19 protein-coding genes and 2 pseudogenes are annotated in these 23,488 nt (G+C 68.6%); 15 read left to right on the top strand and 6 right to left on the bottom strand.

The features are described 5' to 3' along the window. Positions 1-150 precede the first annotated feature (150 nt). Positions 151-786 carry a hypothetical protein gene (locus tag IPG61_16405; protein MBK6735621.1) on the bottom strand — a complete coding sequence of 212 codons (636 nt, stop codon included), beginning with the start codon at positions 784-786 and terminating at the stop codon, positions 151-153. A gap of 540 nt (positions 787-1,326) precedes the next feature. Between IPG61_16405 and IPG61_16400 the strand changes: the two genes are divergently transcribed. The 6 genes and pseudogenes from IPG61_16400 to IPG61_16375 all read left to right on the top strand — a co-directional run bounded on the left by IPG61_16400 (position 1,327) and on the right by IPG61_16375 (position 7,846). After that, positions 1,327-3,180: a hypothetical protein gene (locus IPG61_16400; GenBank protein MBK6735620.1), complete on the top strand. Its 1,854-nt coding sequence runs from the start codon at positions 1,327-1,329 to the stop codon at positions 3,178-3,180. A 258-nt stretch (positions 3,181-3,438) separates the two neighbouring features. Beyond that, positions 3,439-4,212 carry a hypothetical protein gene (locus IPG61_16395; GenBank protein MBK6735619.1) on the top strand — a complete coding sequence of 258 codons (774 nt, stop codon included), beginning with the start codon at positions 3,439-3,441 and terminating at the stop codon, positions 4,210-4,212. Next, on the top strand, positions 4,154-5,035 hold the full coding sequence (locus IPG61_16390; GenBank protein MBK6735618.1) for a hypothetical protein: 882 nt from the start codon (positions 4,154-4,156) through the stop codon (positions 5,033-5,035). Before IPG61_16395 ends, IPG61_16390 begins: the two co-directional genes overlap by 59 nt. 152 nt (positions 5,036-5,187) lie before the next feature. Further along, a complete protein-coding gene (locus IPG61_16385; protein MBK6735617.1) occupies positions 5,188-6,075 on the top strand; it encodes a PAS domain-containing protein in 888 nt (295 codons plus the stop codon). A 213-nt stretch (positions 6,076-6,288) separates the two neighbouring features. Next, positions 6,289-6,555, top strand: a pseudogene (locus tag IPG61_16380) (PAS domain S-box protein). Next, a complete protein-coding gene (locus IPG61_16375) occupies positions 6,542-7,846 on the top strand; it encodes a response regulator (GenBank protein MBK6735616.1) in 1,305 nt (434 codons plus the stop codon). Before IPG61_16380 ends, IPG61_16375 begins: the two are co-directional and overlap by 14 nt. Positions 7,847-7,906: 60 nt before the next feature. Here the strand turns inward: IPG61_16375 and IPG61_16370 are convergent, their stop codons facing one another. Continuing rightward, positions 7,907-8,737, bottom strand: a complete 831-nt coding sequence (locus IPG61_16370; protein ID MBK6735615.1) for a type VI secretion system tube protein Hcp — start codon at positions 8,735-8,737, stop codon at positions 7,907-7,909. Between the two features lie 141 nt (positions 8,738-8,878). Here IPG61_16370 and IPG61_16365 point away from each other — a divergent pair, with 141 nt between their 5' ends. Continuing rightward, positions 8,879-9,520 carry a YgjV family protein gene (locus tag IPG61_16365; protein MBK6735614.1) on the top strand — a complete coding sequence of 214 codons (642 nt, stop codon included), beginning with the start codon at positions 8,879-8,881 and terminating at the stop codon, positions 9,518-9,520. On the opposite strand, the gene IPG61_16360 is transcribed toward IPG61_16365, so the two are convergent. Next, positions 9,517-10,635 carry a glycosyl hydrolase 53 family protein gene (locus IPG61_16360; protein ID MBK6735613.1) on the bottom strand — a complete coding sequence of 373 codons (1,119 nt, stop codon included), beginning with the start codon at positions 10,633-10,635 and terminating at the stop codon, positions 9,517-9,519. The genes IPG61_16365 and IPG61_16360 overlap by 4 nt on opposite strands. Before the next feature lie 161 nt (positions 10,636-10,796). On the opposite strand from IPG61_16360, the gene IPG61_16355 reads away from it, so the two are divergent. Further along, complete coding sequence (locus IPG61_16355) at positions 10,797-11,567, top strand: hypothetical protein (protein MBK6735612.1); 771 nt, start codon at positions 10,797-10,799, stop codon at positions 11,565-11,567. Positions 11,568-11,642: 75 nt separating this feature from the next. Beyond that, complete coding sequence (locus tag IPG61_16350) at positions 11,643-13,619, top strand: PAS domain S-box protein (GenBank protein MBK6735611.1); 1,977 nt, start codon at positions 11,643-11,645, stop codon at positions 13,617-13,619. Positions 13,620-13,647: 28 nt separating this feature from the next. On the opposite strand, the gene IPG61_16345 is transcribed toward IPG61_16350, so the two are convergent. After that, entirely contained in the window at positions 13,648-14,694 is a 1,047-nt protein-coding gene (locus IPG61_16345) for an NAD(P)-dependent alcohol dehydrogenase (protein MBK6735610.1), read from the bottom strand. A gap of 170 nt (positions 14,695-14,864) precedes the next feature. Here IPG61_16345 and IPG61_16340 point away from each other — a divergent pair, with 170 nt between their 5' ends. Further along, on the top strand, positions 14,865-16,271 hold the full coding sequence (locus tag IPG61_16340) for a hypothetical protein (protein ID MBK6735609.1): 1,407 nt from the start codon (positions 14,865-14,867) through the stop codon (positions 16,269-16,271). A gap of 16 nt (positions 16,272-16,287) precedes the next feature. Here IPG61_16340 and IPG61_16335 read toward each other — a convergent pair whose 3' ends face one another. Beyond that, positions 16,288-17,406, bottom strand: a complete 1,119-nt coding sequence (locus tag IPG61_16335; protein MBK6735608.1) for a hypothetical protein — start codon at positions 17,404-17,406, stop codon at positions 16,288-16,290. Between the two features lie 130 nt (positions 17,407-17,536). Here IPG61_16335 and IPG61_16330 point away from each other — a divergent pair, with 130 nt between their 5' ends. The 3 genes from IPG61_16330 to pckA all read left to right on the top strand — a co-directional run bounded on the left by IPG61_16330 (position 17,537) and on the right by pckA (position 20,621). Further along, positions 17,537-17,812 carry a YkgJ family cysteine cluster protein gene (locus IPG61_16330; GenBank protein MBK6735607.1) on the top strand — a complete coding sequence of 92 codons (276 nt, stop codon included), beginning with the start codon at positions 17,537-17,539 and terminating at the stop codon, positions 17,810-17,812. A 100-nt stretch (positions 17,813-17,912) separates the two neighbouring features. Further along, complete coding sequence (locus IPG61_16325; GenBank protein ID MBK6735606.1) at positions 17,913-18,785, top strand: hypothetical protein; 873 nt, start codon at positions 17,913-17,915, stop codon at positions 18,783-18,785. A 258-nt stretch (positions 18,786-19,043) separates the two neighbouring features. Further along, entirely contained in the window at positions 19,044-20,621 is a 1,578-nt protein-coding gene (pckA, locus tag IPG61_16320; protein MBK6735605.1) for a phosphoenolpyruvate carboxykinase (ATP), read from the top strand. 16 nt (positions 20,622-20,637) lie between these two features. Here pckA and IPG61_16315 read toward each other — a convergent pair whose 3' ends face one another. Continuing rightward, positions 20,638-21,090: a YaiI/YqxD family protein gene (locus IPG61_16315; GenBank protein ID MBK6735604.1), complete on the bottom strand. Its 453-nt coding sequence runs from the start codon at positions 21,088-21,090 to the stop codon at positions 20,638-20,640. A gap of 222 nt (positions 21,091-21,312) precedes the next feature. Here IPG61_16315 and deoD point away from each other — a divergent pair, with 222 nt between their 5' ends. Together deoD and IPG61_16305 are read left to right on the top strand one after the other, a co-directional pair. Next, the gene (gene deoD, locus IPG61_16310; GenBank protein MBK6735603.1) at positions 21,313-22,020 is read left to right on the top strand and encodes a purine-nucleoside phosphorylase; all 708 of its coding nucleotides are present in this window, start codon (positions 21,313-21,315) and stop codon (positions 22,018-22,020) included. A 210-nt stretch (positions 22,021-22,230) separates the two neighbouring features. After that, positions 22,231-23,480 (top strand): annotated as a pseudogene (locus IPG61_16305) (dicarboxylate/amino acid:cation symporter). Positions 23,481-23,488 lie beyond the last annotated feature (8 nt).

The raw sequence follows: 23,488 nt of genomic DNA, 5'->3' as shown, positions 1-23,488 counted from the left end.
GCTCAGGGGATCCAGCCGTGAATGAGGACTGAAACCGACCTACATAAGGACTAACGCGATATTCCAGCGCATTGGGTCACGCGTCGGTGAGGTTTCCCCTTATATCGCTTGATCGCCTGGAATCAGGACGGATGCCCGGCGCCGAGATCGTCAGCGCTCCATCCCGCCGCTTCCGAGCAGTGCCACGCCCCGCGGCAGGTCGGTGACCCCTATCAGGTCGACGCCTTCCCGCAGCAGCCAGGACCAGATGGCCCGGCGCGCCGGAGCATGGTGCACCCGCACCCGGCAGCCGGGAACGCGTCTGGCGGCGCCGACCACTTCCCGGATCAGCCGGCGGGCCTCGACCGGCGGCGGGCCTGAGCCGTCCCATTCGATCTCTTCCCCGTAGTCGAGGCTGAGCAGGCGATAGGCGTCGGCCGCATCAGCCGGCGGGACGGGGCGATGGCTCGTCACACGCCACTGGAGACCGGCGCATCGCGCCAGTTCCGCGGGAACGGACCCGGGCTCAGCGGCCTCGTCAACGAGGATGAACTCGGCAATGGGGCCGGTCGCCGACGGCTGCAGCAGGGCACTGTAGCGCTCGAGCAGCACCCCCAGCGCCAGGCGGCTTGCGGCCGTGGGGGCCTTGTCCTCGATCGTCAGGAGGAATGGACGCGGGTCGGCCGTGACGCGCGAACACTGCCGGACCCGTTCGAGCAGGGGCAGGTAGGTGGCTGCGAGCTCGAAGCCGGCGCGCTTCCTTGCGGCTGTGGGCCAGGAGGAATGCGCCGTCCTTGTAGACGACATCGGCTTCGAGTCCGAGATAGCCGAGCTCGAGTGCCTCCAGGCAGGGGCGATCGCCCCGGTAGTCGTTGTGGGAGTAGGCCGGCAGCGGGACCGCCGGCCCGCAGGGTTCGGATGACCGGGCGATCCCGGCCGTCAGCAGGAGTAGCAGAACCGTACCGACCAGCCATCTGCCCATGGAATCAGCCGTCCTGGCCCGAGCCGCATCCGGACACAAACCCGATCGGCCGGCCCGGGCCGTCATCATAGATGGAAGGGGACCCGCCCGACAGTCATCCCTGGCATTGATGTCGATTGTGCAAATTCAACCGAAGTGGTAGGATGTCACCCGCTATCGCGGGGCGGGTTCAACCTCGCCCCTGATCCAGGACATTCCGGGAGGGGGAGCCCGTCATGAGACTGTCGAGGACAGTTACGCTTGCCGCACTGCTGGTGCTCACGGCGTTGCCTGCCGTGGCGCAGGTCCCGCGTTCGGTGTTCATCGAGGAGGGCGGGGCCACCTGGTGAGCCTACTGTCCCCGCGCCCGTGCCGGCGTGGCTGTCATGTTGAGCCGCTACAATGCGACCGAACTGGATGCTGTCGAGTACATGGCCTCGAGCGGCGGCCTGAGTTGCCCCGATTCCGACGCCCGCAACGCCTATAACCTCGTCACCGGATTCCCGACCCTGATGTTCAACGGAGGCTCGACGATCTCCGGTGCCGGCACCGATGCCGTCAACGGCAGCGTCTACGACCCGGTGGTTCGCAGCCTGCTCGACGATCCGACGCCGCTGTCCATGCGGATCAGCGCCTCGTCGTTCACGCCCGGCAGCGCGTTCGTCACGGTGGACCTGGCCCTCGAGGAGCCGCTGGCGGATATCAGCCTCACTTGGCTGAGGGTGGCAATCGTCGAGGACAAGGTCCTGAACGGCGCCACGGAGTACAACGACGTGCTGCGCGACATGCTGCCGGACGAACCCCTGACTATCTCGCAGGCCGGACAGACCCAGCAGGTGACGCTGAACTTTACCGTCGACCCGACCTGGAACCTGAGTCGCGTGCGCGCCATCGCCTTCGTCCAGGATGACCACGACCGTTCCATCCTGCAGAGCACCAACACACGACCGCTACCGGCCTATGCGCTGCGCTACTACGTGCAGGGCGAGCGGACCGCGATCGCCGAGGGCGTGCACCCGTTCGGCGTGACCGGACTGTTCAACACGGGGCTCAACGCCGATGTGTTCGAGGCGACGCTCGATACGGGCAGCCTGCCTGCCGGCTGGACCGCCCACCTCGTGTACGAGGGCGGCAATGTCTCCGCGGCGACGATTCCGCTCGCTTCCGGCGCGCGGGCGCTGGTCAACGTCGTGATCGAGGCCACGTCGCCCGGGCAGGGCACCGTCCTGCTCAACCTCCATGCGGTGGACGGCGGCGGCACCGATCGCCAGATCTCGTTCAAGCTGATCACGCCCGACACGAAGATCCTGCTCGTCGACGACGACGGCGCCGCCACGTTCGAGACGACCTATTTCGCGCCGGCGATCGGCGCCACCGGCAAGTCGTTTGCCGTGTGGGACCGCTCCAGTACGGCGATCACCGCGGCTGACCTGGCCAACTTCGACATCGTCGTCTGGGAATGCGGCCTGGCGTACCCGACGGTGGACGAGAGCGATCGCGCGGCCCTGGCCGGCTATCTCGACGGCGGCGGGCGGTTGATGATCACCGGCCAGGAGATCGGCTGGGAGATGGCGGACATCGGCGGCGCCGCGCTGACCTGGTACAACAACTATCTCCACGCCAATTTCGTGCTCGACGACACGAACGACATGTCGCTGGTGGGCGTGCCCGGCGACCCGATCGGCGACGGCCTGGCCCTGACCATCAGCGGCACCGGCGGCGCCAACAACCAGACGTACCCCGACGCCATCACCCCGCGCGGCACCGGGGCGTCGGCGATCATCACCTACAGCCCGACCTACACCGCCGGCATCAAGGCCGACAACGGCGTGCACCGCGTGGTGTACCTGGGCTTCGGGTTCGAGGCCATCAACAACGCGACCTCGCGCGCCCTGCTCATGCAGCGCATCTGCGACTGGCTGCTGCCGTATGCGGCCGGTGTGGACGACCCGCAGCTGCCGGGCCTTGCGGCCGGGCTGGACAACGTGCCCAACCCGTTCAACCCGCGCACCGAGATCGCCTTCACGTTGGCGGCTTCGGGCCCGGTGCGGCTGGAGCTGTACGACATCCGCGGGGCCCTGGTCCGCGTGCTGCACGACGGCGCCATGCCTGGCGGCGACAACCGCGTGGTGTGGGACGGCCGCGACGACGCCGGGCAGCCGGCCCCGTCGGGCACGTACCTGTGCCGGCTTGAAGCGGATGGCCGGGTCGGGACGCGCAAGATGATGCTTGTGCGGTAGCACCGGGCAATTCCGATCTGGCATGGAGAACCCCGACCGACCGCGGCCGGGGTTCTCATGCCAATGTCGATCCTCATGAGGATCATTTCGCCCTGAAATGCCGATGAATTCACTGTGGGATGTCCGCGTAAAGCCGGCCCGCTTGCGTAAACCTTTGCTCAAGGTTGCCGCGCCGCAACCCGATGCCATTGGGGACCTGTGACCCGTCGGTCGGCGACCGCGCCGACGTTCACCCCTTCGACACCCGAGTGAGGCACCATGTCCCTGTCCCGCACCATCGGCCTGATCGTCGTCGGCGTTCTCCTGGTGACGCTCACCGGCATGCTCGGCGCCCTGCTCGTACGTTCGGAACAGGCGGCGAAGGTCGCCGGCGTGAAGGACGCCGAAGCGCTGGCCTCGGTGGTCCATGCGGCCCTGGTCTTCTCCATGGCCGAGGGCGTCACGAGTGTCGAGCCACTGGTCAAGGGGCTCGAAGGCGGCGACGTCGCTGAACTGAGGGTCATCCCGACCAGCGCCGTCAGGGACGGCGGCGAAGCCGGGATGGATGAGCGCGAGCGGCAGGTTCTCGCTTCGGGACAGATCGAGCGCGTCACCGAGCGGTTCGGCGGCATCCCGGTCGTCAGGGTGGTCAGCCCGCTCCTGGCCGAGGCATCCTGCGTGGAGTGTCACGACGCCCGGGTCGGGCAGCCCCTGGCCGTCGTCAGCGTCCGCAAGTCGATGGCGGCCGCGCAGGCCCGCATCGCCAGCCAGCGCTGGCTGGCCGCGATCCTCGGGCTCACCTGCGTCGGCCTGGCGTTCGCGGCGCTGATGCTGCTCATCCGCCGCAACGTCGTCGTGCCGCTGCAGGAGTCGGTCGAGCAGATCACGAGACTGGCCGATGGCGACCTGACTGCGGAAATCGTGACACACCGCCGGGACGAGTTCGGGAACCCGTCACGCGCGATGGCGACCCTGTCCGGCAACCTGCGCGCTGGTGGGCGACCTTTCCGCAGGCGTGAGCACGCTCAGCGGCGTCTCGAGCGATCTCAGTGAAGTCTCCCGCACCGTCAACGACGCCGCCCACAACACCTCCGACCGTGCCGCCGCCGTTGCAGCCGCCGCCGAGGAGATGACAGCCAGTGCCGCCGTGGTTTCCGACAGCATCAACGGGGCCACCGGCCGGCTCAGCTCCGTGGCGGCCGCCACCGAGGAGATGAGCGCGACGATCGGCGACATTGCGGCCGGTTCCGAACGCGCCCGCGTCATCAGCGCCGATGCCGCGAGTGAAGCGGACAGGATCACCTCCCTGATGGCCGAGCTCGGCCGCGCGGCCCAGGACGTCGGCGCCGTCACCGATTCCATCGCGCAGATCTCGTCGCAGACGAACCTGCTGGCCCTCAACGCCACGATCGAGGCGGCCAGCGCCGGTGACGCGGGAAGGGGATTCGCCGTCGTCGCCTCGGAAGTCAAGACCCTCGCCGGCCAGACGGCGAGCGCCACGGAGGACATCCGTGCCAGGATCGGCGCCATGCAGGGTTCGACAACGACTTCGGTGGCGAACATCCAGCACATCGCCCGGACCATCGGTGATGTCAGCGGCGTTGTCGCCGACATGGCGGCGGCCATCGAGCAGCAGGCGGCAGCCACCCGCGAGATTGCCGCCAACGTGGCGGGCGCCTCGAGCGGTGTGGGCAACGTGGGCCACCAGATGACCGAAGCGACAGCCGCGACGAAGGCCATTGCACGCGAGATCGCCGACGTCACCACGGCCGCTGCCGCCATGACGGCGTCAACGCGTCGCCTGGAAGCGAGCACAGGCGACCTGCAGCGTTTGACCGGGACCATGCGTGCGAGCATCGGGCGGTTCCGGACCTGAGCCGCCAACGACCGGAAATCACCTGACGCCGAGTCGACCCAGCACGACCATCGTGGCACTATGGCACAACGGCAACGGCGCCGTACGTCCGCGGGTCGGATCGCGGATGCCGTGTTGATGTCGGGCCGGATCGGTCGGAGGTGCGCCCGCAGATGGCAGCAGATCCTGTTTCCGCGATGGTCACACCCGTCGATTGCGCCTCGATGCCCGTCGGTGTTGTCGTGCACGAAGCCGATGGGGCCATCATCTGGAGCAATCCCGCTGCCAGGTCCGTTCTCGGACTATCCCTCGACGAGATCACGGGCCGAACATCGAGCGACCCGCGCTGGCAGGCCGTCCGCCCCGACGGATCGCCGTTTCGGGGCGATGAGCATCCCGCCATGGAAGCGCTGCGCACCGGTCGGTGCGTCGAGTCGGTGATCATGGGTGTGAGCCATGCCCTCGACAACCGGACGCGCTGGATCCAGGTCTCGGCGACTCCGATCTTCCGCGATGGCGAGGCGCGCCCCAGTCGCGTCGTGGCCACTTTCCTCGATGTTTCCGGGTGCAAACAGGCCGAAGACGAGGTTCGCCAGCGCGAATCGCGATTGAATCGTGCCGAGTCGGTTGCCCGCTTCGGCCACTGGGAACTGGACCTGCAGAAGCGGACCATGCGCGGTTCGGACGGCGCCGGGAAGATCTACGGCCTGCCGGGCCGTCTCTGGGACCTGGCCACGGCGCAGGCGGTTTCCCCTGCGGAGTTCCGTCCCGCCCTGGATGCGGCGCTGGCGGGACTGGTGGAGCGCGGCGAGACCTACGACATCGAGTTCACCATCAGGCGCCCCGTCGACGGCGCGCTGCGTCACGTCCATTCGACCGCCGAATACGACCAGGCCCGGCATGTCGTGTTCGGTGTCGTGCGCGACATCACCGAACGCAAGGTGGCCGAAGACGCCCTCACGCGGCAGACCTCATTCGTACGGGCCGTCTTCGACGCCGACGATGCCCATATGGCCGTTATCGACCCCGGCGGCACGATCCTCGAAGTGAACGCGGCCTGACGGCGTTTCGCCCAGGCGAACGGGGGTACGGACCGCTCGGCCTGTGATGTCGGCGCGAACTACTTCCGGCAGTGCATCGCCGGCGGGGACCGGACGTCGGCCGAGGAGGCCTATGCCGGGATCCGGCAGGTGCAGTGCGGCGACCTGCCGCTGTTCGAGATCGTCTATCCGTGCCATTCCCCGGACCAGGAGCGCTGGTTCGTGCTGCGGGCGATGCCGATGGAGGGCCGGCCCGGTACGGTGCTCGTGTCGCATCGCAACGAGACCGATCGGGTGCGCGCCGAACAGGCGCTGCGGGCGAGCGAGGAACGCTTCGAGAAAGCCTTTCGGTCGAGTCCGGTGCTCATGACCCTCACCGAACTCGAGTCCGGCCGCCTTGTCGAGGTGAACGACTGGTTCTGCCAGGTTTCCGGCAACTCCCGCGAGGAGGCCGTCGGGCGCACGCTGGCCGAACTCGGCTGGTTCCATGGACATCGAGCGCCGGACCATCGTCGACACCCTGCTGGCCCATGGACGCATCACGAATCTCGAGGTCCGGTTCAGCAACCGCACGGGGCGCGAGATCGTCTGCATGTTCTCGTGCGAGTTGCTCGACTTCAACGGCAACCGCTGCCTGCTGGGGGTGGCGGCCGACATCACCGAGGCGAAGCGGACCGAGGAACAACGGCGGTTGCTGGAGAGCCAGGTGCAGCACCTGCACCGGATGGAAAGCGTCGGCCGCCTGGCCGGCGGCGTGGCGCACGACATGAACAACGTGCTGACCGCCATCCTCGGCTTCGCGGAGCTGGAACAGGACATGGCCGTCGAGGGCACGCCGCTGCATGCACACATGCAGACCATCACGAAGGCCTGCCTGCGCGGGCGGACGATGCTGCGTGGGCTCCTCGACTTCGCCCGCGAGGGGCTGGCGAACGAGCAGTTGCTCGACCTGAATGCCCTTGTGCGCGACGAAATGGCCCTCCTCGAGCGGACGACGATGCAGACGGTGATGCTCTGCGCGGAGCTCGACGCGAACCTGCCGCCGGTGCGCGGGGATGCTGTTGCACTCACCCACGTCCTGATGAACCTCTGCCTGAATGCCATCGATGCGATGCCGGAAGGTGGCGAACTCGTCGTGCGCACCAGTTGCAGCAACGGCGCCCAGGTACTGCTCGAAGTGGTGGACAACGGCTGCGGCATGTCGCCCGGGATCCTGGACAAGGCGCTGGACCCGTTCTTCACCACCAAGGCGCAGGGCAAGGGCACGGGCCTGGGCCTGGCGATCGCCTACCGTACCGTGACGGCCCACCGGGGAACCATGCGGATCCGCAGTGAGCCCGGCGCCGGCACGACGGTGTCGATCCTGCTGCCGGCCGACACCGCCGGCGTCGGCGAGGCCGGCCCGTCGGAAGCGGCGCCGGGCGTCGCGCACCGCGTGCTGAAGGTGCTGGTCGTGGACGACGATGAACTGGTGCAGCAGAGCACCTGCGACCTCGTCAGGGCGCTGGGACATGCCGCCGTCGGCGTGTCGCGGGGCGAGGGAGCCCTGGCGAAGCTGGAAGCGGGCGAGTTGTTCGATGTCGTGGTTCTCGACATCAACATGCCGGGGTTGGGTGGCGTCGCCACGTTGCCCCGCTTGCGCGCGCTGCGCCCCGCCTTGCCGGTCCTGTTGTCGACGGGCCGTCTCGACCAGGTGGCGACCGACCTGGTCGAGACGGTTCCCGGCGTGAAGCTGCTGCCGAAGCCGTTCCGGATGGCCGACCTGAAGGCGCACTTCGCCCGGATCGACTAGCAGGCTGGCCGGGCGCGGCCGCGCCGAAGCGCGACCGCTCACCCCGCCGCCGTTACGTTGCTAGCGCAGTACGGTGATCCGCTGCGTGATCTCCCGTCCCGGGTACTTCAATCGCGCCACATACATGCCCTGCGCGACCTTGCGGCCGCTGTCGTCGGTGCCGTCCCATTCGGCCACCGTCGGCTCGGCCGAGGTCCAGCCGCTGTACAGGTTGCGCACCAGGTGGCCGCGCAGGTCATACAGCGTCAACTCCGCGTTGCTGTCGGCCGGCAGCGAGAAGCGGAACGCGGTCTGGCCGTGGGTCGGGTTCGGGGCGGGCGACAGCAGCAGCCCCTTGGCCACCGTCTCGGGGGCCGCGGCCGGCGCGGAGTTCCACTCGTAGATCACCGAGGTACCGAGCGTCATGTCGGTGATCTCGACCTGCGCATAGACGAAGGACAGGCTCAAGGTGGGGGCGATGTCGCCGCCGGTGCTGCCCGACTCCTGGGCGTCGACGAGCACCCCGTCGAACAGTTCATAGCGGATGAGGGTTTCCCCGGTGCCGCTGTCGACCCATTCCAGCCTGAATTCGGAGAACGACTCCAGGTTGGCCTGGGCCGTGAGCAGCTTGATCGTGGAGCGATCGAACCGGCACATGAGGCTCAACGGAGACGTCTGCGGTGCGCCGGAGGGCAGGCCGTTGGGACCGATGGGCACCGAGACCCCGTGCGAGAAGGAGGAGGCCTCGATCCAGTTCTCGTAGCCCTGCAGGGTGGAGGTGCCCGCGATGACTCCCTGCGAGGAGCCGACGGCGCGGATCACGAGGACGCCCGAGGCCCTGGCCGCTGCGGGCAGGGCCAGCACGGCGAAGGTGAGGGCGAAACAGGTCAACAGGACGTTGCGGTGACGCATCGCAGCTCCTGGATCGGGACAGGGTGGGGGCCTTCGGGGCGGCTCGAGGGCGCAATCGGGAATTGCGATGAACTCTATCATATATCAAGTTGGGGCGGGGATTTATCCGGCTGCCACCGTGAACAATCAGGAAGCGATGCGATGAACTGGGTCGAGATCCTCGGCTACGTGGCCTCCCTGCTGGTGGCCGTCTCCCTGACGATGAACTCGCTGGCGCGGCTGCGCGCGCTCAACCTGCTCGGAGCGTCCCTGTTCGCGGCCTACGGCTGGCTGGTCGGCGCCTACCCGGTACTGGTGGTGAACGGCTTCATCGCCGTGATCAACGTCGTCTACCTGGCGAAGATGCAGCCCGGGCGCAGCGAGGCCTTCGAGCTGCTGGCCCTGCGCCGGCTCGATAACCGCTATGTGCAGCGCTTCCTGGAGTTCCACCGCGAGGACATCGCGCGGTTCTTCCCCGACTTCAAGGTCGAGGCCCTCACCAACCCGCGGCTGGTCTTCATCCTGCGCGACATGCTGCCGGTGGGGCTGGTCATCTGTGAGCCCGACGTCGAGTGCAATCTGGTCGTGCGGCTGGACTACGTGGTGCCGGCCTACCGCGACTTCCGCTGTGCCCAGTATTTCTACCGCGCCTGGCCCACGGTGGTCGACTGCCCGGGCACCGTGCGCTTCGTGGCCCGCGGCGGGGTGGATCGCCATCGTTCGTACCTGGCGCGCGTGGGCTTCACGCCGGACCCGGCGCTGGGGCCCGACATGTTCGTGCGCCCGGCTCACGAAGCCCGCTAGCGGGCGCCGGCCCCGAGTGCGTCCAGCGCGGGCAGCGGCCGGCCGCCGTCATCGAACAGCGTGAGATTCTCCCAGGGCGAGCCGTACGCAGGGGCCGCGATCCAGGCAGGCTCCCACCAGAACACGCCGGCGCCAAGCCCGTCCGGCACCGCCCGCACGAGGGCCAGCACGGCAGCCGCGAACGCCGCCTGCCCGGCCGGCGTGGCCGGGAACTCCGGCAGCAGCTGCGTGGGCATCCCGACCTGGTTGTGCGTGGCGTCGAACCATTCCAGTGTCCACGGATACGCCGTCTCGACCACGGCCACGCCCTTGCCGTAACGCGTGGCCAGGTCGCTGAGGTTGTCGGCCAGGGCCTGCAGGCTGCCGTGCCACCAGGGATAGTAGGACAGGCCGATGAGGTCGAACCCGACACGGCGGGCGACCAGGTTGTCGAGGAAGCGGCGCGCGCCGGCGTTGTCGCCGCCGCGGTCGATGTGGATCATGACCGCGGGGCGCGGCCCGGTGGGCAGGGCCTCGTCCAGGCCGGCGCCGGCAGCTTCGAGCAGCGCGGCCAGCCGGTCCCAGGCGGCGCTCGTGCCCCAGCCGCCGCCGACGCGGCCCTGGTCCCACAGCATGCCCGCGGTGATCTCGTTGCCGAACTGCACGCATCGCGGGACGACGCCACGACCGGCGAAGGCGACCAGCACATCGCGCGTGTAGCAGCGCACACTGTCGGCCAGGACGGGGAACGCCAGCCCGGCCCAGGCCGCCGGCGCAGGCTGATGAGCGGGGTCGGCCCAGGTGTCGGCGTAGTGGAAGTCGAGCAGCACCCCGAACCCGTCGGCGGTGGCGCGCTCGGCCAGGGCCAGCGCTTCCGGCAGCCCGCCGATGCCGTCGACCGGCGCGTGCCACAGGCGGATGCGGACGGTGTCGAGGCCGCGGGATCGCAGGAGCGCGAGCGCGTCGGCCGGTGCGCCATCGTCCCGGAAGACGCCGCCGCCGGCTTCGACCCGCGGCAGCGACGAGAGGTCGGCGCCGCGCAGGCACACGTCGGCGCGCGTCACCGGAGGGCTGGCTGCGCCGGCGGCCCCGCTCACCACGACCAGCAGACATAATGATTTCAGCAGGCGGACCAAGCGCGTCTCCCGGGTCGGAATGGCTCTTGCAGCGCAGTGCAACATAGCACGGCGGCGAGCGTTGACGCGCCTGCGAAGGGCATGCCATGATCGCCGGGTGCCCGCCGCGCAGGTTTTTGCAGCGGCGCCGGCGGGAGATCCGGGCAAAGGGAACGGCTTCCTTGAAGCGTCGCGACAGGAACAAGACTCCGGCCACGGCGGCGTGGCGCCGTTGGCCCCCGGGCGCCGTGGCGCTGATGGCCCAGGCGGCTGCCTGGGTGGTGGCCGCTCCCGGCCTGGTCCTGGACTGGCCGACGGCCGTCGTGCTCGGCATCCAGGCGGTGGTGGCGTTCGTCGTCTCCCGCGCGCTGCGTCAACCGCTGTGGTGGCAGCTCATCAATGCCGCGTTCTTCCCGGTGATCGGACTGGCGCGCCACCTGACCATCCACCCGGGCTGGTACCTGGCGGGATTCGCGGTGCTCGCGCTGACGTCGCTCGGCAGCCTGCGCACGCGGGTGCCGCTCTACCTGTCCAGCAGCGCGGCGGTCGACGCCGTCGTGCAGCGCCTGCCGGAGCGTCCGGGCCTGAAGGTGATCGACCTCGGTTGCGGGCTCGGCGGCTGGCTGCTGCGGCTCAAGGCGGCGCGCCCCGACCTGGTGGTGTCCGGCGTCGAGATGGCGCCGCTGAATTTCCTGGTGAGCCGGTTGCGGCTGTCCCGCAGGGCCGAGGTCCGGCTCGGCAGCATCTGGGAAACCGACCTGTCCGGATACGATGTCGTCTATGCGTACCTTTCGCCCGCGCCCATGCCGCGCCTGTGGGAAAAGGTGCGGCGCGAGATGCGACCGGGCTCCCTGTTCATCAGCAACAGCTTCGACGTTCCCGGCTTCCCGCCGGACGAGACGGTGGAGCTGCACGACCTCAGCCGCGCCCGGCTGCTGGTCTGGCGGCGCTGAACATGGATGGCCCGGCAACGGTGATCATCATCCGAGAGGCCGGCTGTCGTGCCGGCTGCAGGGAGCCCAGCGGTCATGAGTGAAGCCAGGGATTGCCGTGACTCAGGATCGTCACCGCGCGCGGGTGATGCGAGCTACCGCACCTTGTTCGAGGACGCGACGGACGGCCTGCTGGTGGCCGACGTGGAGACGGGCCGCTTCGTCCTGGCCAACCCGCGCATCTGCACCATGCTCGGCTACACGTGCGAAGAACTGCTGCAGCTCTCCATCGCCGATATCCATCCGGCGGACTGGCTGGAGCGTGCCCGTGCCAACTTCGCCCAGCAGGTCGAAGGAAAGGTCGAACTGGTGTCGGAGGTCCCGGTGCGGCGCCGGGACGGCTCGGTGTTCCGTGCCGACATCAGTTCGCGGCTGACCCGATTCGACGGCCGGCCCTGCCTGCTCGGCATCTTCCGCAGTGCGACCGAACGGCTCGAGGCCGAGCGCGCCCTGCGCACCAGCGAATCCAAGCTCAGGCAGTCACAGCGACTGGCGCGGCTCGGTCACTACGAGCTTGATGTCGCGACCGGCGAGTGGGCGAGCTCCGAGGCCCTTGATGCGCTGTTCGGCATCGACGCCTCGTTCGCGAAGACAGTCGAGGGCTGGGTCGAGCTCGTGCATCCTGACGATCGCGAAGGCATGACCCGCTACTTCCAGGAGCGGGTGGTCGGCGCCGGCGAGGCGTTTGACCGCGAGTACCGCATCGTGCGGCCGGCCGACGGAGCGGTCCGCTGGGTGCATGGCGTGGGCGAGCTCGAGTTCGCCCCGGCCGGCCAGGTGGCCCGCATGTTCGGCGTGATCCAGGACATTACCGAGCGCCGACTTGCCGAAGACGAACGACAGCGCTTCGAGATGCAGGTGCAGCAGACCCAGAAGCTCGAGAGCCTGGGGGTGCTGGCCGGCGGCATCGCGCACGACTTCAACAACCTCCTGTTCGGTATCACCGGCAATGCGGACCTGGCCCTGGCCGACATCCCGGACACCTCGCCGGCCCACGAATGCCTGCTGGCGATCATCCAGGCGGGCCAGCGGGCCGCCGACCTGTGTCGCCAGCTGCTGGCCTACACGGGCAAGAGCCGGATCGAGGTGAGCCGGCTCGACCTGCACGCGTTGATCGGCGACACGGAGAAGATGGTGGCTCTGGCGATCCCCAGGTCGGTGGTCCTGAGGCGCGACTTCGCGGCCCGCCTGCCGGCGATCGAGGCCGACGCCACCCAGATCAGCCAGGTCGTCATGAACCTGGTGATCAACGCTGCGGAATCGCTCGGCGAACGGAGCGGCCTGGTCACCCTGACAACCGGGACCATGGAGTGCGACCGGGCGCAACTTGACCTGGCCCGCGCCGACGCGCGCGCGCCGGTCGGGTCGTACGTGTACCTGGAAGTGGCCGACGACGGCTGCGGCATGGATGACTCGACGGTCGCGCGCATGTTCGAGCCGTTCTACTCGACCAAGCTCGCCGGTCGCGGCCTGGGACTGGCAGCCGTGCTCGGTATCGTGCGTGGCCACCTGGGCGGCATCACGGTCGAAAGTGCGCCCGGCGCCGGGACACGCGTGCGCGTGTTGTTGCCGGCCAGCGAGGGTCCGCCCGCGCTCGACGCCACGCCAGTCAGCGCAGCTTCGGCGTGGCGGGGCTCCGGCACCGTGCTGGTGGTCGATGACGAGGAAACGGTGCGCCTGGTCGCGCAACGGTTCCTCGAGAGGATGGGCTTCGGGGTCGTCACCGCCGGCGACGGCGCCGAGGCCGTCGAGATCCTGCGCCGCTCGGCCGCCGCGGGCCACGACCAGTTCGCCTGCGTGCTGCTGGACCTGACCATGCCGGGGTTGGACGGCGCCGAGACGCTGACGCGGATCCACGCCCTGGGCCTGAAGACGCCGGTCCTGCTCTCGAGCGGATACGACGAGCACGACCTGGCGCTGCGCTTCGAGGGCGCCGGCGTCACGGGTTTCGTACAGAAGCCGTACCGGATGGTCGACCTGGCGGCAAAATTGCGGGCCGCCATCGAAGGATGACGGCCCGCAGTCGAAGGCTTACGGGCATCTAGGCCTTCAATGAAGCCATGTCGATCACGAAGCGGTACTTCACGTCGCTCTTGAGCATGCGCTCGTACGCCTCGTTGATCTCCTGCATCCGGATGATCTCGATATCGCACATCACGTCGTGCTTGCCGCAGAAATCGAGCATTTCCTGCGTCTCCGCGACGCCGCCGATGAGCGAGCCGGCCAGGCTGCGCCGGGGCAGGAGCAGGCTGAAGACGCTCACGGGCTGCGGCGACGGCGGCGCACCGACCAGGACCATGGTGGCGTCAAGCTTCAGCAGCGCCAGGTAGGCGTTGAGGTCGTGGTCGGCCGAGACGGTGTCGAGGATCATGTCGAAGCTGCCGGCATGCTTCGCCATCTCGGCGGCGTTGCGGGAGATGACGACCTCGTCGGCGCCGAGCTTCTTACCGTCCTCGACCTTGCCCTCCGAGGTGGTGAACAGGACCGTGTGCGCGCCCAGCGCATGCGCGAACTTCACGCCCATGTGGCCCAGCCCGCCCAGGCCTACAATGCCGACCTTCCTGCCCTTGCCCGCGCCCCACTTGCGCAGCGGCGACCACGTGGTGATGCCGGCGCACAGCAGCGGCGCCGCCCGCGCCGGGTCCAGGTTGGCGGGCACCTTCAGCGTGAAGGCCTCGTCGCAGACGATCTTCTCGGAATAGCCGCCGTGCGTCTGCCCACCCGAATGCTTGTCTGGGCCGCCGTACGAGAAGACCGGCCCGCCCAGGCAGAACTGCTCCAGGTTGTCCTGGCAGCTGGAACAGGTGCGGCACGAATCGACCAGGCAGCCCACCGCCGCGATGTCGCCGACCTTGAACTTCGTCACCTTGGCGCCGACGCGCGTGACGCGGCCGAGGATCTCGTGCCCGGGCACGATGGGGAACACCGTCATGCCCCACTCGTTGCGCGCGTAGTGCAGGTCCGAATGGCAGACGCCGCAATAGAGGATGTCGATCTCGACGTCACCGGCCAGCGGTTCGCGGCGGGTGATGGTCAGCGGTCCGAGCGGTGCGGTGGCGGACGGGGCGGCATAGGCTCTGGTCGACATGGTGCATGGCCTCTCGAGGGGGTTGGTCGTTGGTCCCGCAAAGGACAGATGTTCGCAGCATTCGCGCGCGTCCGCCACCGGGGCGGCGCCACGATTGACTTCGGCCCGAATGGCGATACAATTGCTCGTGTTATTTGTCGTCCGGTGTCCCAGCCCGAACCGAGGTCGCCATGCCCGCCCTGAACGCCGCCCCGAGCCTGTTGCGCCTGCCGCGTCCGGCGCCGGCTGTGACCGTACTGGTTGCCATGATTGTCGTCCTGGCCATGCCGGCGGCAAGCCAGGCCTTCGAAGTGTACCGCCACGCCAACATGGCCGGCGAGGTGCTGGCCACGCAGGGCGTGCCCGGGGTGGCGCTCGCCTACATCAAGCAGGGCTGCCGCCTGCCCGACCTGGATGGCTGCCGCGAACACTGCTACTGCCCGTCGTGGCTGCAGTGGGCGGCCGGCTGCCATCCCGACTCGGCGACCATCGTCAACCTGCTGAGCGCCGACCACTTCGACAACAACCGGCTCGACGAATCGATCCTCACCGTGAACGCGCGCGTGGATGCGGCGCGGGGGATCCTGCTAGGCCTGGCCCAGGCCAACCCGAAGCCCGCCGGCTGGCGGCGCGACTTCGCGCTGGCGTTGATCGTCTTCGGCAAGGCCCTGCACGCGGTGCAGGATTTCTACGCGCACTCCAACTGGATGGAATGCCAGCGCGACCTGGTGCGCATCGGCGGCAGCATCGCCGACCTGCCGATGTGGAACGGCGAACAGTGGGGCTGCAGCACCGTCATCGGCGGCGTCACGGTGAACGGCCTGCAGACGGGTTACGTGGACATCGCGACGCCGGCCGGTTCGGTCACGCACGACGCCCTCAATAAGGACAGCCCCTCGAGCACGCAGGGCGCCATCCAGATCCGGCGCATCTTCCCCTCGACCGTGATCGCCACCTACTACGAGACGTTGTCCGGCCAGCTGGGCGGCACCACGAATACCTACACGAACGACGGCGTGGCGCCGCGCCACACGATCCGCGCCTGGGAAGCGGTGCTGTACGGCACGGCTGTCTACAACAACGGGCCGGTGAAGGCGGGCGGCTACCCGCAGGAGATCAGCGCCGCCGCCGCAGCCGAGGCGCTGGCCATCGGCGACCTGCTCGCCGAAGCGGAGGCCGACCCCGAGGTGCAGGAGCTGGCCCAGCTCATCGACACCCTGCTCGCCGACTGGGACGTGAACGATCCGAGCGCCTACCCCTATGACGACTTCGATGCCGACGGCCTGCCCCTCGACACGGTGGCCGCCGTGCCCGCGTTCGCGCCGGCGCAGCTGGACCAGAACTACCCGAACCCGTTCAACCCGGTCACGACCATCCGCTTCCACCTGGCCCGCGCCGACCGCGTGTCGCTCGTCATCTACGACCTGGGTGGACATCGCGTGCGCACGCTCGTCGACGCCGACCTGGCGCCGGGCAGCTACAGCGAAGCCTGGGACGGGCGCGACCAGGCCGGACAGCCCGTGCCGGCCGGCAGCTACCTGTACGTGCTGGGCACCGGCGACTGGAATCGCAGCCAGCGAATGGTGCTGGTGAAGTAGCGCGGATGCCGCGGGCCTACTCGATCGTCGAGTTCACCACCACGCACGGCGTGTCCGCGTGCATCGAAATGCCCGGGTGCGCGGGGTACCATGAGCCGCCCGTGTTGGCGCGGATCACGGAATCCTCGATCCGGATGTTCCCGCTGTGGTCGTTGGTGACGAAGAAGACCGCCGCGCCGTAGGCATTCACGACGTTGTCCTCGATCAGGCAGCCGCTGATCGTCAGGGTCATGGTGTTGCCGTCGTTGTAGATGGCGCCGCCGCTGCCGCCGCCCGGCGTGCCCTGCTGCGCAGGGTTGCCGCCGCTGCCCACCGCGCGATTGCCGGCAAACAGGCAGTTGATGATGGTCCACGAGACGCCGATGCTGCTGATGCCGCCACCGTTCGCACCCACGTTGCCGTACTCGTCGCCGCCCCCGAAGGTGCAGTTCACGAGATAGACCGGCAGGTCCTGGTACTGGTCGAAGACGCGGATCGCGCCGCCGCCCACATCGGGTCCTTCGTACGCGCAGCGGTTGTTGAAGAAGCGGCAGTTGACCGCCTTGAAGCGTCCGCCACGCACCCAGATGGCGCCGCCGCCGTCGTATGCGTCGTCGTTGATCGCGTTGCCGTTCGCGAAGGTCAGGTTCTGGACGGTGAGCCGCGGATGGTCCTGGTCGTCGCAGTGCGGCGTCGTCCAGACCAGGTCGGGATCGCAGGTGTTCATGTAGAGGATGCGCGTGACGCCGTTCCCGTCGAGCGTCACCAGTCCGGCGCCGTCGATCACCACGTCGGGGTTCGCGTCGTTGAAGACCACGGCCTGCTGCTCCAGCCTGATGGTGAAGGGCTCGGTGCCGCCGTTGAAGACGATGGTGCCGCCCTGGGCCACGGCGTCGACGAAGGCCTGGGCCGTGCAGCTTTCGGGCGTGCCGTTCCCGATGACGTGGTCGGGAGCGGTGATGGCGGCAGGCCCCGCCTCGGCGGGGATGGGGCTGGCCCCGTCGGGATTGCCGGCCGGCGGGCCGTACTCGGGATGGGCCAGGGGATTGAAGACCTCGATGCCGTCGGCCTCCGGCGCCGCACCCTGCCCGCATCCGTGCACAATGCCGAACAGGACCAGGGCTGCAGCCGCGAAAACCGGGTTTCTGGCCCGCATGGCGTGTCCTCCTGCCCGCTGGGTGGCGTGTCGCCCGGGAGTATGCATTGATCGGACCAGCCCGCAGGCAGCCGGGCTGCCGGCGCAGGCGCGCCTTGCCTGTCGCCCGGTTCCGGACTAACCATACGGGATGAACGACACCCCGACATTGTGCCGGCCGGGCTGCGGCGCCTGCTGCATCGTCCTGTCCATCTCGTCGCCGATCCCCGGCATGCCGGTCGGCAAGCCGGCGTTCGTCCCCTGCATCCACCTGCAGGCCGACTACGGCTGCCGCATCTTCATGTCGCCGGACCGCCCGGCGGTCTGTGCCTCCCTGCGGCCCACGCGCGAGATGTGCGGCGATGGCCGCGACCACGCGATGGCGCATCTCACCGAACTCGAAGACCTTACGGCTCCGCGCACGTAGCCTGTCGACGCTGTCGCGAACCCGGCTGGCTGCGGATTCCCGCGAACGGGCCCATACTGTGGATACCTCTGGATTCACCAACAAGGCAAGGAGTGCCGAAATGAAGAAGATCATCCTACCCGTACTCGCGGCAGTGGCCATCATCGCCGTGGGCGTGTCGTTCTCATACCACCAGAAGCTCGGCAGCAGCCGCGCCGAGTTCGCCACCCTGCAGGCCGAGGAGCAGGCCACGAACGCCCGCTACGCCGCGGCCATCGAGGAAGTGGCGTCGATCCAGGAGAGCCTGCAGGACATCGACCTGGGCGAGCAGGGCACGCAGGCGTTGCAGTCGGAGCTGGCGCAGGAACAGCGCCTGTCCGAGAATCGCGGCGAACAGACCCTCGCGCGCATCGCCGAGATCAAGGCCGGCGTCGAGAAGGCCGATGCCCGCATCCGCGAGCTGGAGGAGAAGGTCAAGCAGGGAGATGTCCAGGTCGCCGGGATGGAGAAGCTGATCCGCGGCCTGCGCCGGAACGTGGCCGAGAAGGAAGAGCAGATCGCGCAGCTGACCATCCGGGTGGCCGAGCTGCAGACGCAGGTGGTCGACCTCGAGACCACGGTGGCCGCCAAGGACCAGACGATCCAGATGCAGACGGCGAACCTTGAGGATTCTCGCCGCGAGAAGGACACCGTGTACTACGTCGTCGGCACGAAGGACGAGCTCAAGGATGCCGGCCTGATCGAGTCCAAGGGCGGCCTGCTCGGGATCGGGCGCACCCTGCGGCCCACCGGCAACGTCGAGGGCGGCGCGTTCATGCCGCTGGACACCGAAACCAACGCGACCATCGCCCTCGACGTGGACGAAGCGCGCGTTGTCAGCACGCAGCCGGCCGGCAGTTACGAGTTGTCCGAGTATGACGGCGGCATGGAGCTGCGCATCCTCGATCCGGCGGCGTTCCGCGCCAACAAGTACGTGATCATCGTATCGAACTAGCCGCGGATTTTCGTGCGGATTGCCGCGCGGATGGCGGACAGAATCGGCCCGGCGCCTTCATGGCTCCGGGCCGTTTCGTGCCCTGCTGTCGCGTCCCGCCGGGTCCGGTGGGACACTTTTGCCAACACGGATACTCCGCTTTCATTTCGATGACGAGGCCCCGCGGTCATCGACGCGTATCGACATGGCGGCTCATTGGCGCTATATGTGTCAGGCACGAATCGCCGCCGGATCTTCGCCATCCACCAGGGAGTCACCATGCTGGACCTGAGCTATCTCAAGCTGACGAACCTCGAGAGCGTGTACCACAACCTGGCCACGCCGGCCCTGGTCGAGGAAGCCGTGCGCCGCCGCGAGGGGCACTTGTCGCACCTGGGGCCGCTGGTGACGCGCACCGGCCAGTACACGGGGCGGTCGGCCAACGACAAGTTCGTGGTGAAGTCGGCGGGCAGTGAAGCGAAGGTCTGGTGGGGGAAGCACAACAAGCCGTACGAGCCCGCGCAGTTCGACGGGCTGCTGCGGCGGCTGCAGGCATACCTGCAGGGTCGCACCGTCTTCGTGCAGGACGCCTACAGCGGCGCCGATCCCGAATTCCGCATCCGCGTGCGCGTGGTGACCGAGACGGCCTGGCACAACGTTTTCGTGCGCAACATGTTCATCCGCGAGTTCGACCAGGCGGTCCTCGACACCTGGCAGGCCGACTTCACGGTCCTGCACTGCCCGAACTTCCACGCCATTCCCGAGATCGACCACACCAACAGCGAGGCCTTCGTGCTGGTCGACTTCGACCGCAAGACCGTCATCATCGGCGGCACCAGCTACGCCGGCGAGATCAAGAAGTCGATATTCACGGTGATGAACTACCTGCTGCCGCAGCGCGGCGTCCTGAGCATGCACTGCTCGGCCAACCAGGGGCGCGACGGCGACGTGGCGCTGTTCTTCGGGCTCTCGGGCACCGGCAAGACGACGCTGTCGAGCGAACCGGATCGCGCCCTGATCGGCGACGACGAACACGGCTGGTCCGACAACGGCGTCTTCAACCTGGAAGGCGGCTGCTACGCCAAGGTCATCCGCCTGGACGAACACGCCGAACCCGAGATCTTCGAGACCACGCGCCGCTTCGGGACCATCCTCGAGAACGTGGCGATGGACATGAAGACCCGCCATTGCGACCTGGCCGACGCCACGCTGGCCGAGAACACGCGCGCCAGCTACCCGCTCACGCACCTGCCGAACGTCGTGAAGAGCGGCCGCGGGGGGCATCCCCGCAACGTCGTCATGCTGACGGCCGACGCCTTCGGCGTGATGCCGCCCGTGTCGAAGCTGAGCCCCGACCAGGCGATGTACCACTTCCTGAGCGGCTACACCGCCCGCATCGCCGGCACCGAGCGCGGCGTGACCGAGCCCGCCGCCACGTTCAGCGCCTGCTTCGGCGCCCCGTTCATGGCGCTGAACCCGACCGTGTACGCGGAACTGCTGGGCAAGAAGCTCGCCGAGCACAAGTCGGCCTGCTGGCTGATCAACACCGGCTGGACCGGCGGCCCGTACGGCACCGGGCACCGTATCAGCATCAAGCACACGCGGGCCATGATCCGCGCCGCCTTCAGCGGGGCGCTCGACAAGGCGGGGTACGATCCCGACCCGGTGTTCGGTGTCATGGTCCCGCGCTCGTGCCCCGACGTGCCCAACGAAGTGCTGCGCCCGCGCGACACCTGGCCCGACAAGGCCGCGTATGACGCGCAGGCGAAGCAGGTGGCCAAGCTGTTCGGCGAGAATTTCACGGCCTATTCGGCCTTTGCGAGCGACAGCGTGAAGGCGGCGGCGCCGAAGGCCTAGCCCGGGCCGGGCGGGGTCAGCTGCCGCGGCGGATGGCCTGGATCATCTGGTCGAGCTGCTGCAGGAACAGTGAGCGGTCCCTCGGCGCGAACGGCGGGGGACCGCCCATCATGATACCCTGCTCGCGCAGTTGCTTGAGCAGCTGGCGCGTGGCCAGCGAGTCGCCCACGTTCTCGGGCGTGAACGGCCGCCCGGTGTGGCCCAGCACGCGCGCCTCCTTGTCCAGGCATCGCGCCGCCAGCGGGATGTCGCCGGTGACGACGATGTCGTCCTTCTCCGCATGTTCGACGATCCAGTCGTCGGCCTCGTCCGGTCCCTGCTCCACCACGACCAGCTTGAGCCAGGCCGCCGTGGGCACGCGCATATAGCTGTTGGCGACCAGCGTCACCGGCAGGCCGTAGCGTTCGGCCACCTTGTAGACCTCGCTCTTGACCGGGCAGGCATCGCCATCGACGTAGATGTGGAGCATGGGGCCTCTCGGGTTCTCCGCCGGGGACCGATTATCCGTGCCAGCCTACCATCGACCCGGCGGCGCGGCTTTTCCAGTTTCGGCTTGCCGGGGTGCCGATGATTCCGGTCTCTCTCGACAGAACCAAAAAAAATGACGCAAACAGTCAAATAAGGAGGCCACGCTGCGAGCCGGCGCGCATTGCGATTGCGCACCGGGGCGCTTCCACGCTACCTTATCGCCATGCCAACACCACACATCAACGCCAGGCCGGGCGACTTCGCCGAGGCCGTCCTCATGCCCGGCGACCCGCAACGCGCCGAGCACATTGCCGTCACCTTCCTGCAGGACGCCCGCCGCGTCACCGACGTGCGCAACGTCTGGGGCTACACCGGCACTTACAAGGGCCGGCCCGTCTCGGTGATGGCGCACGGCATGGGCATTCCGTCCATCTCGATCTACGCGACCGAGCTGATCCAGAGCTACGGCGTGAAGACCCTGGTCCGCGTCGGCAGCTGCGGCGCGCTGGCGGCCGACGTGAAGCTGGGCGACGTGATCATCGCCCTGGGCGCCTCGACCGACTCGAAGGTCAACCGCGTGCGGTTCCGCGGCCACGACTTCGCGGCGCTGGCCGACTTCGGCCTGGTCGAACGGGCCGTGGCCGCTGCCCGCGCTGCCGGCGTGCCCGTGCGCGTGGGCAACGTGTTCTCGTCGGACCTCTTCTACTCGCCCGAGACGGAAATGTTCGACGTGATGGAGAAGTACGGCATCCTCGGCGTCGAGATGGAGGCCGCCGGCCTCTACGGCGTCGCCGCCGAGGAAGGCGTGCAGGCCCTCACGATCGCCACCGTCTCCGACCACATCCGGCGGCACGAGCACCTGACGTCGGATGAGCGGCGGACCAGCTTCGAGAGCATGATCCGCGTGGCCCTGGATACCGTTGCCGCGTGATCGTGACGGCCTGAGGCAGGACCTCTCCGTTGCCGGGCCCCGCGTGGCCGACTCCCACGTTGACACTCTTCCCGCGCCCAAGCTAGCATCCAGCCTCCGTTCGGACTCCCACGCGCCAACTGCAGGAGCGGGCCATGCCATCGCCTCTTTCCGTGCCCGGGCCCCGGTGACGGCATGAAACCCCTGCGCGCCATTCCCCTGCACACCCGCATGCTGGTCGGCGGCCTGGTCGGCGCCGGTGGCGGCCTGGCTTCCCACGTGCTGCTGCGCGACGACCCGGGCCTGGCCACCTTCATCCGCTATGTGGCCCAGCCGGTGGGGCAGGTCTACATCCGCCTGCTGTTCATGCTCGTGATCCCGCTGGTGCTGCCGGCACTGGCGCTCGGCATCGCCGGGCTGGGCGACCTGCGGCGTGTGGGGCGCATCGGCATGCGGACGCTGGCCTACACCGTGGTGGTGTCGACCATCGCCGTGCTGCTGGGCCTGGGGCTGACCAACCTGCTGCGGCCGGGCGACGGCATGTCGGAAGCCACGCGGGCGCGGCTGGTCGAGGGGCGGGGCAGCGCGCGGCGGCCATCACGGGCGGTGTCGCGCCGAAGTCGGGCGTGGACCTGCTCGTGCAGATCGTGCCGCGCAACCCGGTCTCGGCGATGGCCGAGGGCGACATGCTGGCGGTGATGTTCTTCGCGCTGATGCTCGGCATCGGCCTGGCCGTCACGCGCACCGAGGCGGCGCGGCAGTTCGAGCGCGCACTCGAAGGACTGTACGACGTGACCATGCGCCTGATCGGCATGGTCATCGCGCTGTCGCCGCTGGGCGTGGCGGCACTCTTGTTCACATTGACGGCGCAGCTGGGCTACGAGGTGCTGGGCCAGCTGGCGCGCTACGTGGGCGTGGTGGTGCTGGCGCTGTGCCTGCACCAGTTCGTGGTCTACTCGGTGGTCGTGCGCACGCTGGGCGGCATGAGCCCGCGGTTCTTCTTCGGCGCCGTGCAGGAGGCGATGATCACCGCGTTCTCCACCTCGTCCAGCAACGCGACACTGCCGACGGCCCTGAAGGTGGCCGAAGAGAACCTCAAGCTGCCCTCCCACATCAGCCGCTTCGTGCTGACGATCGGCGCCACCGCCAACCAGAACGGCACCGCCCTGTTCGAGGGCGTCACAGCGCTGTTCCTGGCGCAGTTCTACGGCATCGACCTGTCGCTGGGGCAGCAGTTCGTGGTGATGGTGATCTGCATCCTGGGCGGCATCGGCACGGCCGGCGTGCCGGCCGGTTCGCTGCCGGTCATCGCGATGATCCTCGGGACCATCGGCGTGCCGGTGGAGGGCATCGGGCTCATCCTGGGCGTGGACCGCTTCCTGGACATGTGCCGCACCACGCTCAACGTGACGGGCGACCTGGCCGCGGCGGTGGTTGTCTCGCGCGGCGAGCGCGGGGTTGTGCCGCCGACGGCGGGCTGAGGCACTGG

It is taken from the genome of bacterium (assembly GCA_016703265.1).
GTDB lineage: Bacteria > Krumholzibacteriota > Krumholzibacteriia > LZORAL124-64-63 > LZORAL124-64-63 > CAINDZ01.
The sequence above is the reverse complement of the archived record's forward strand: the minus strand, read 5'-3'. Positions and strand labels throughout refer to the sequence as shown.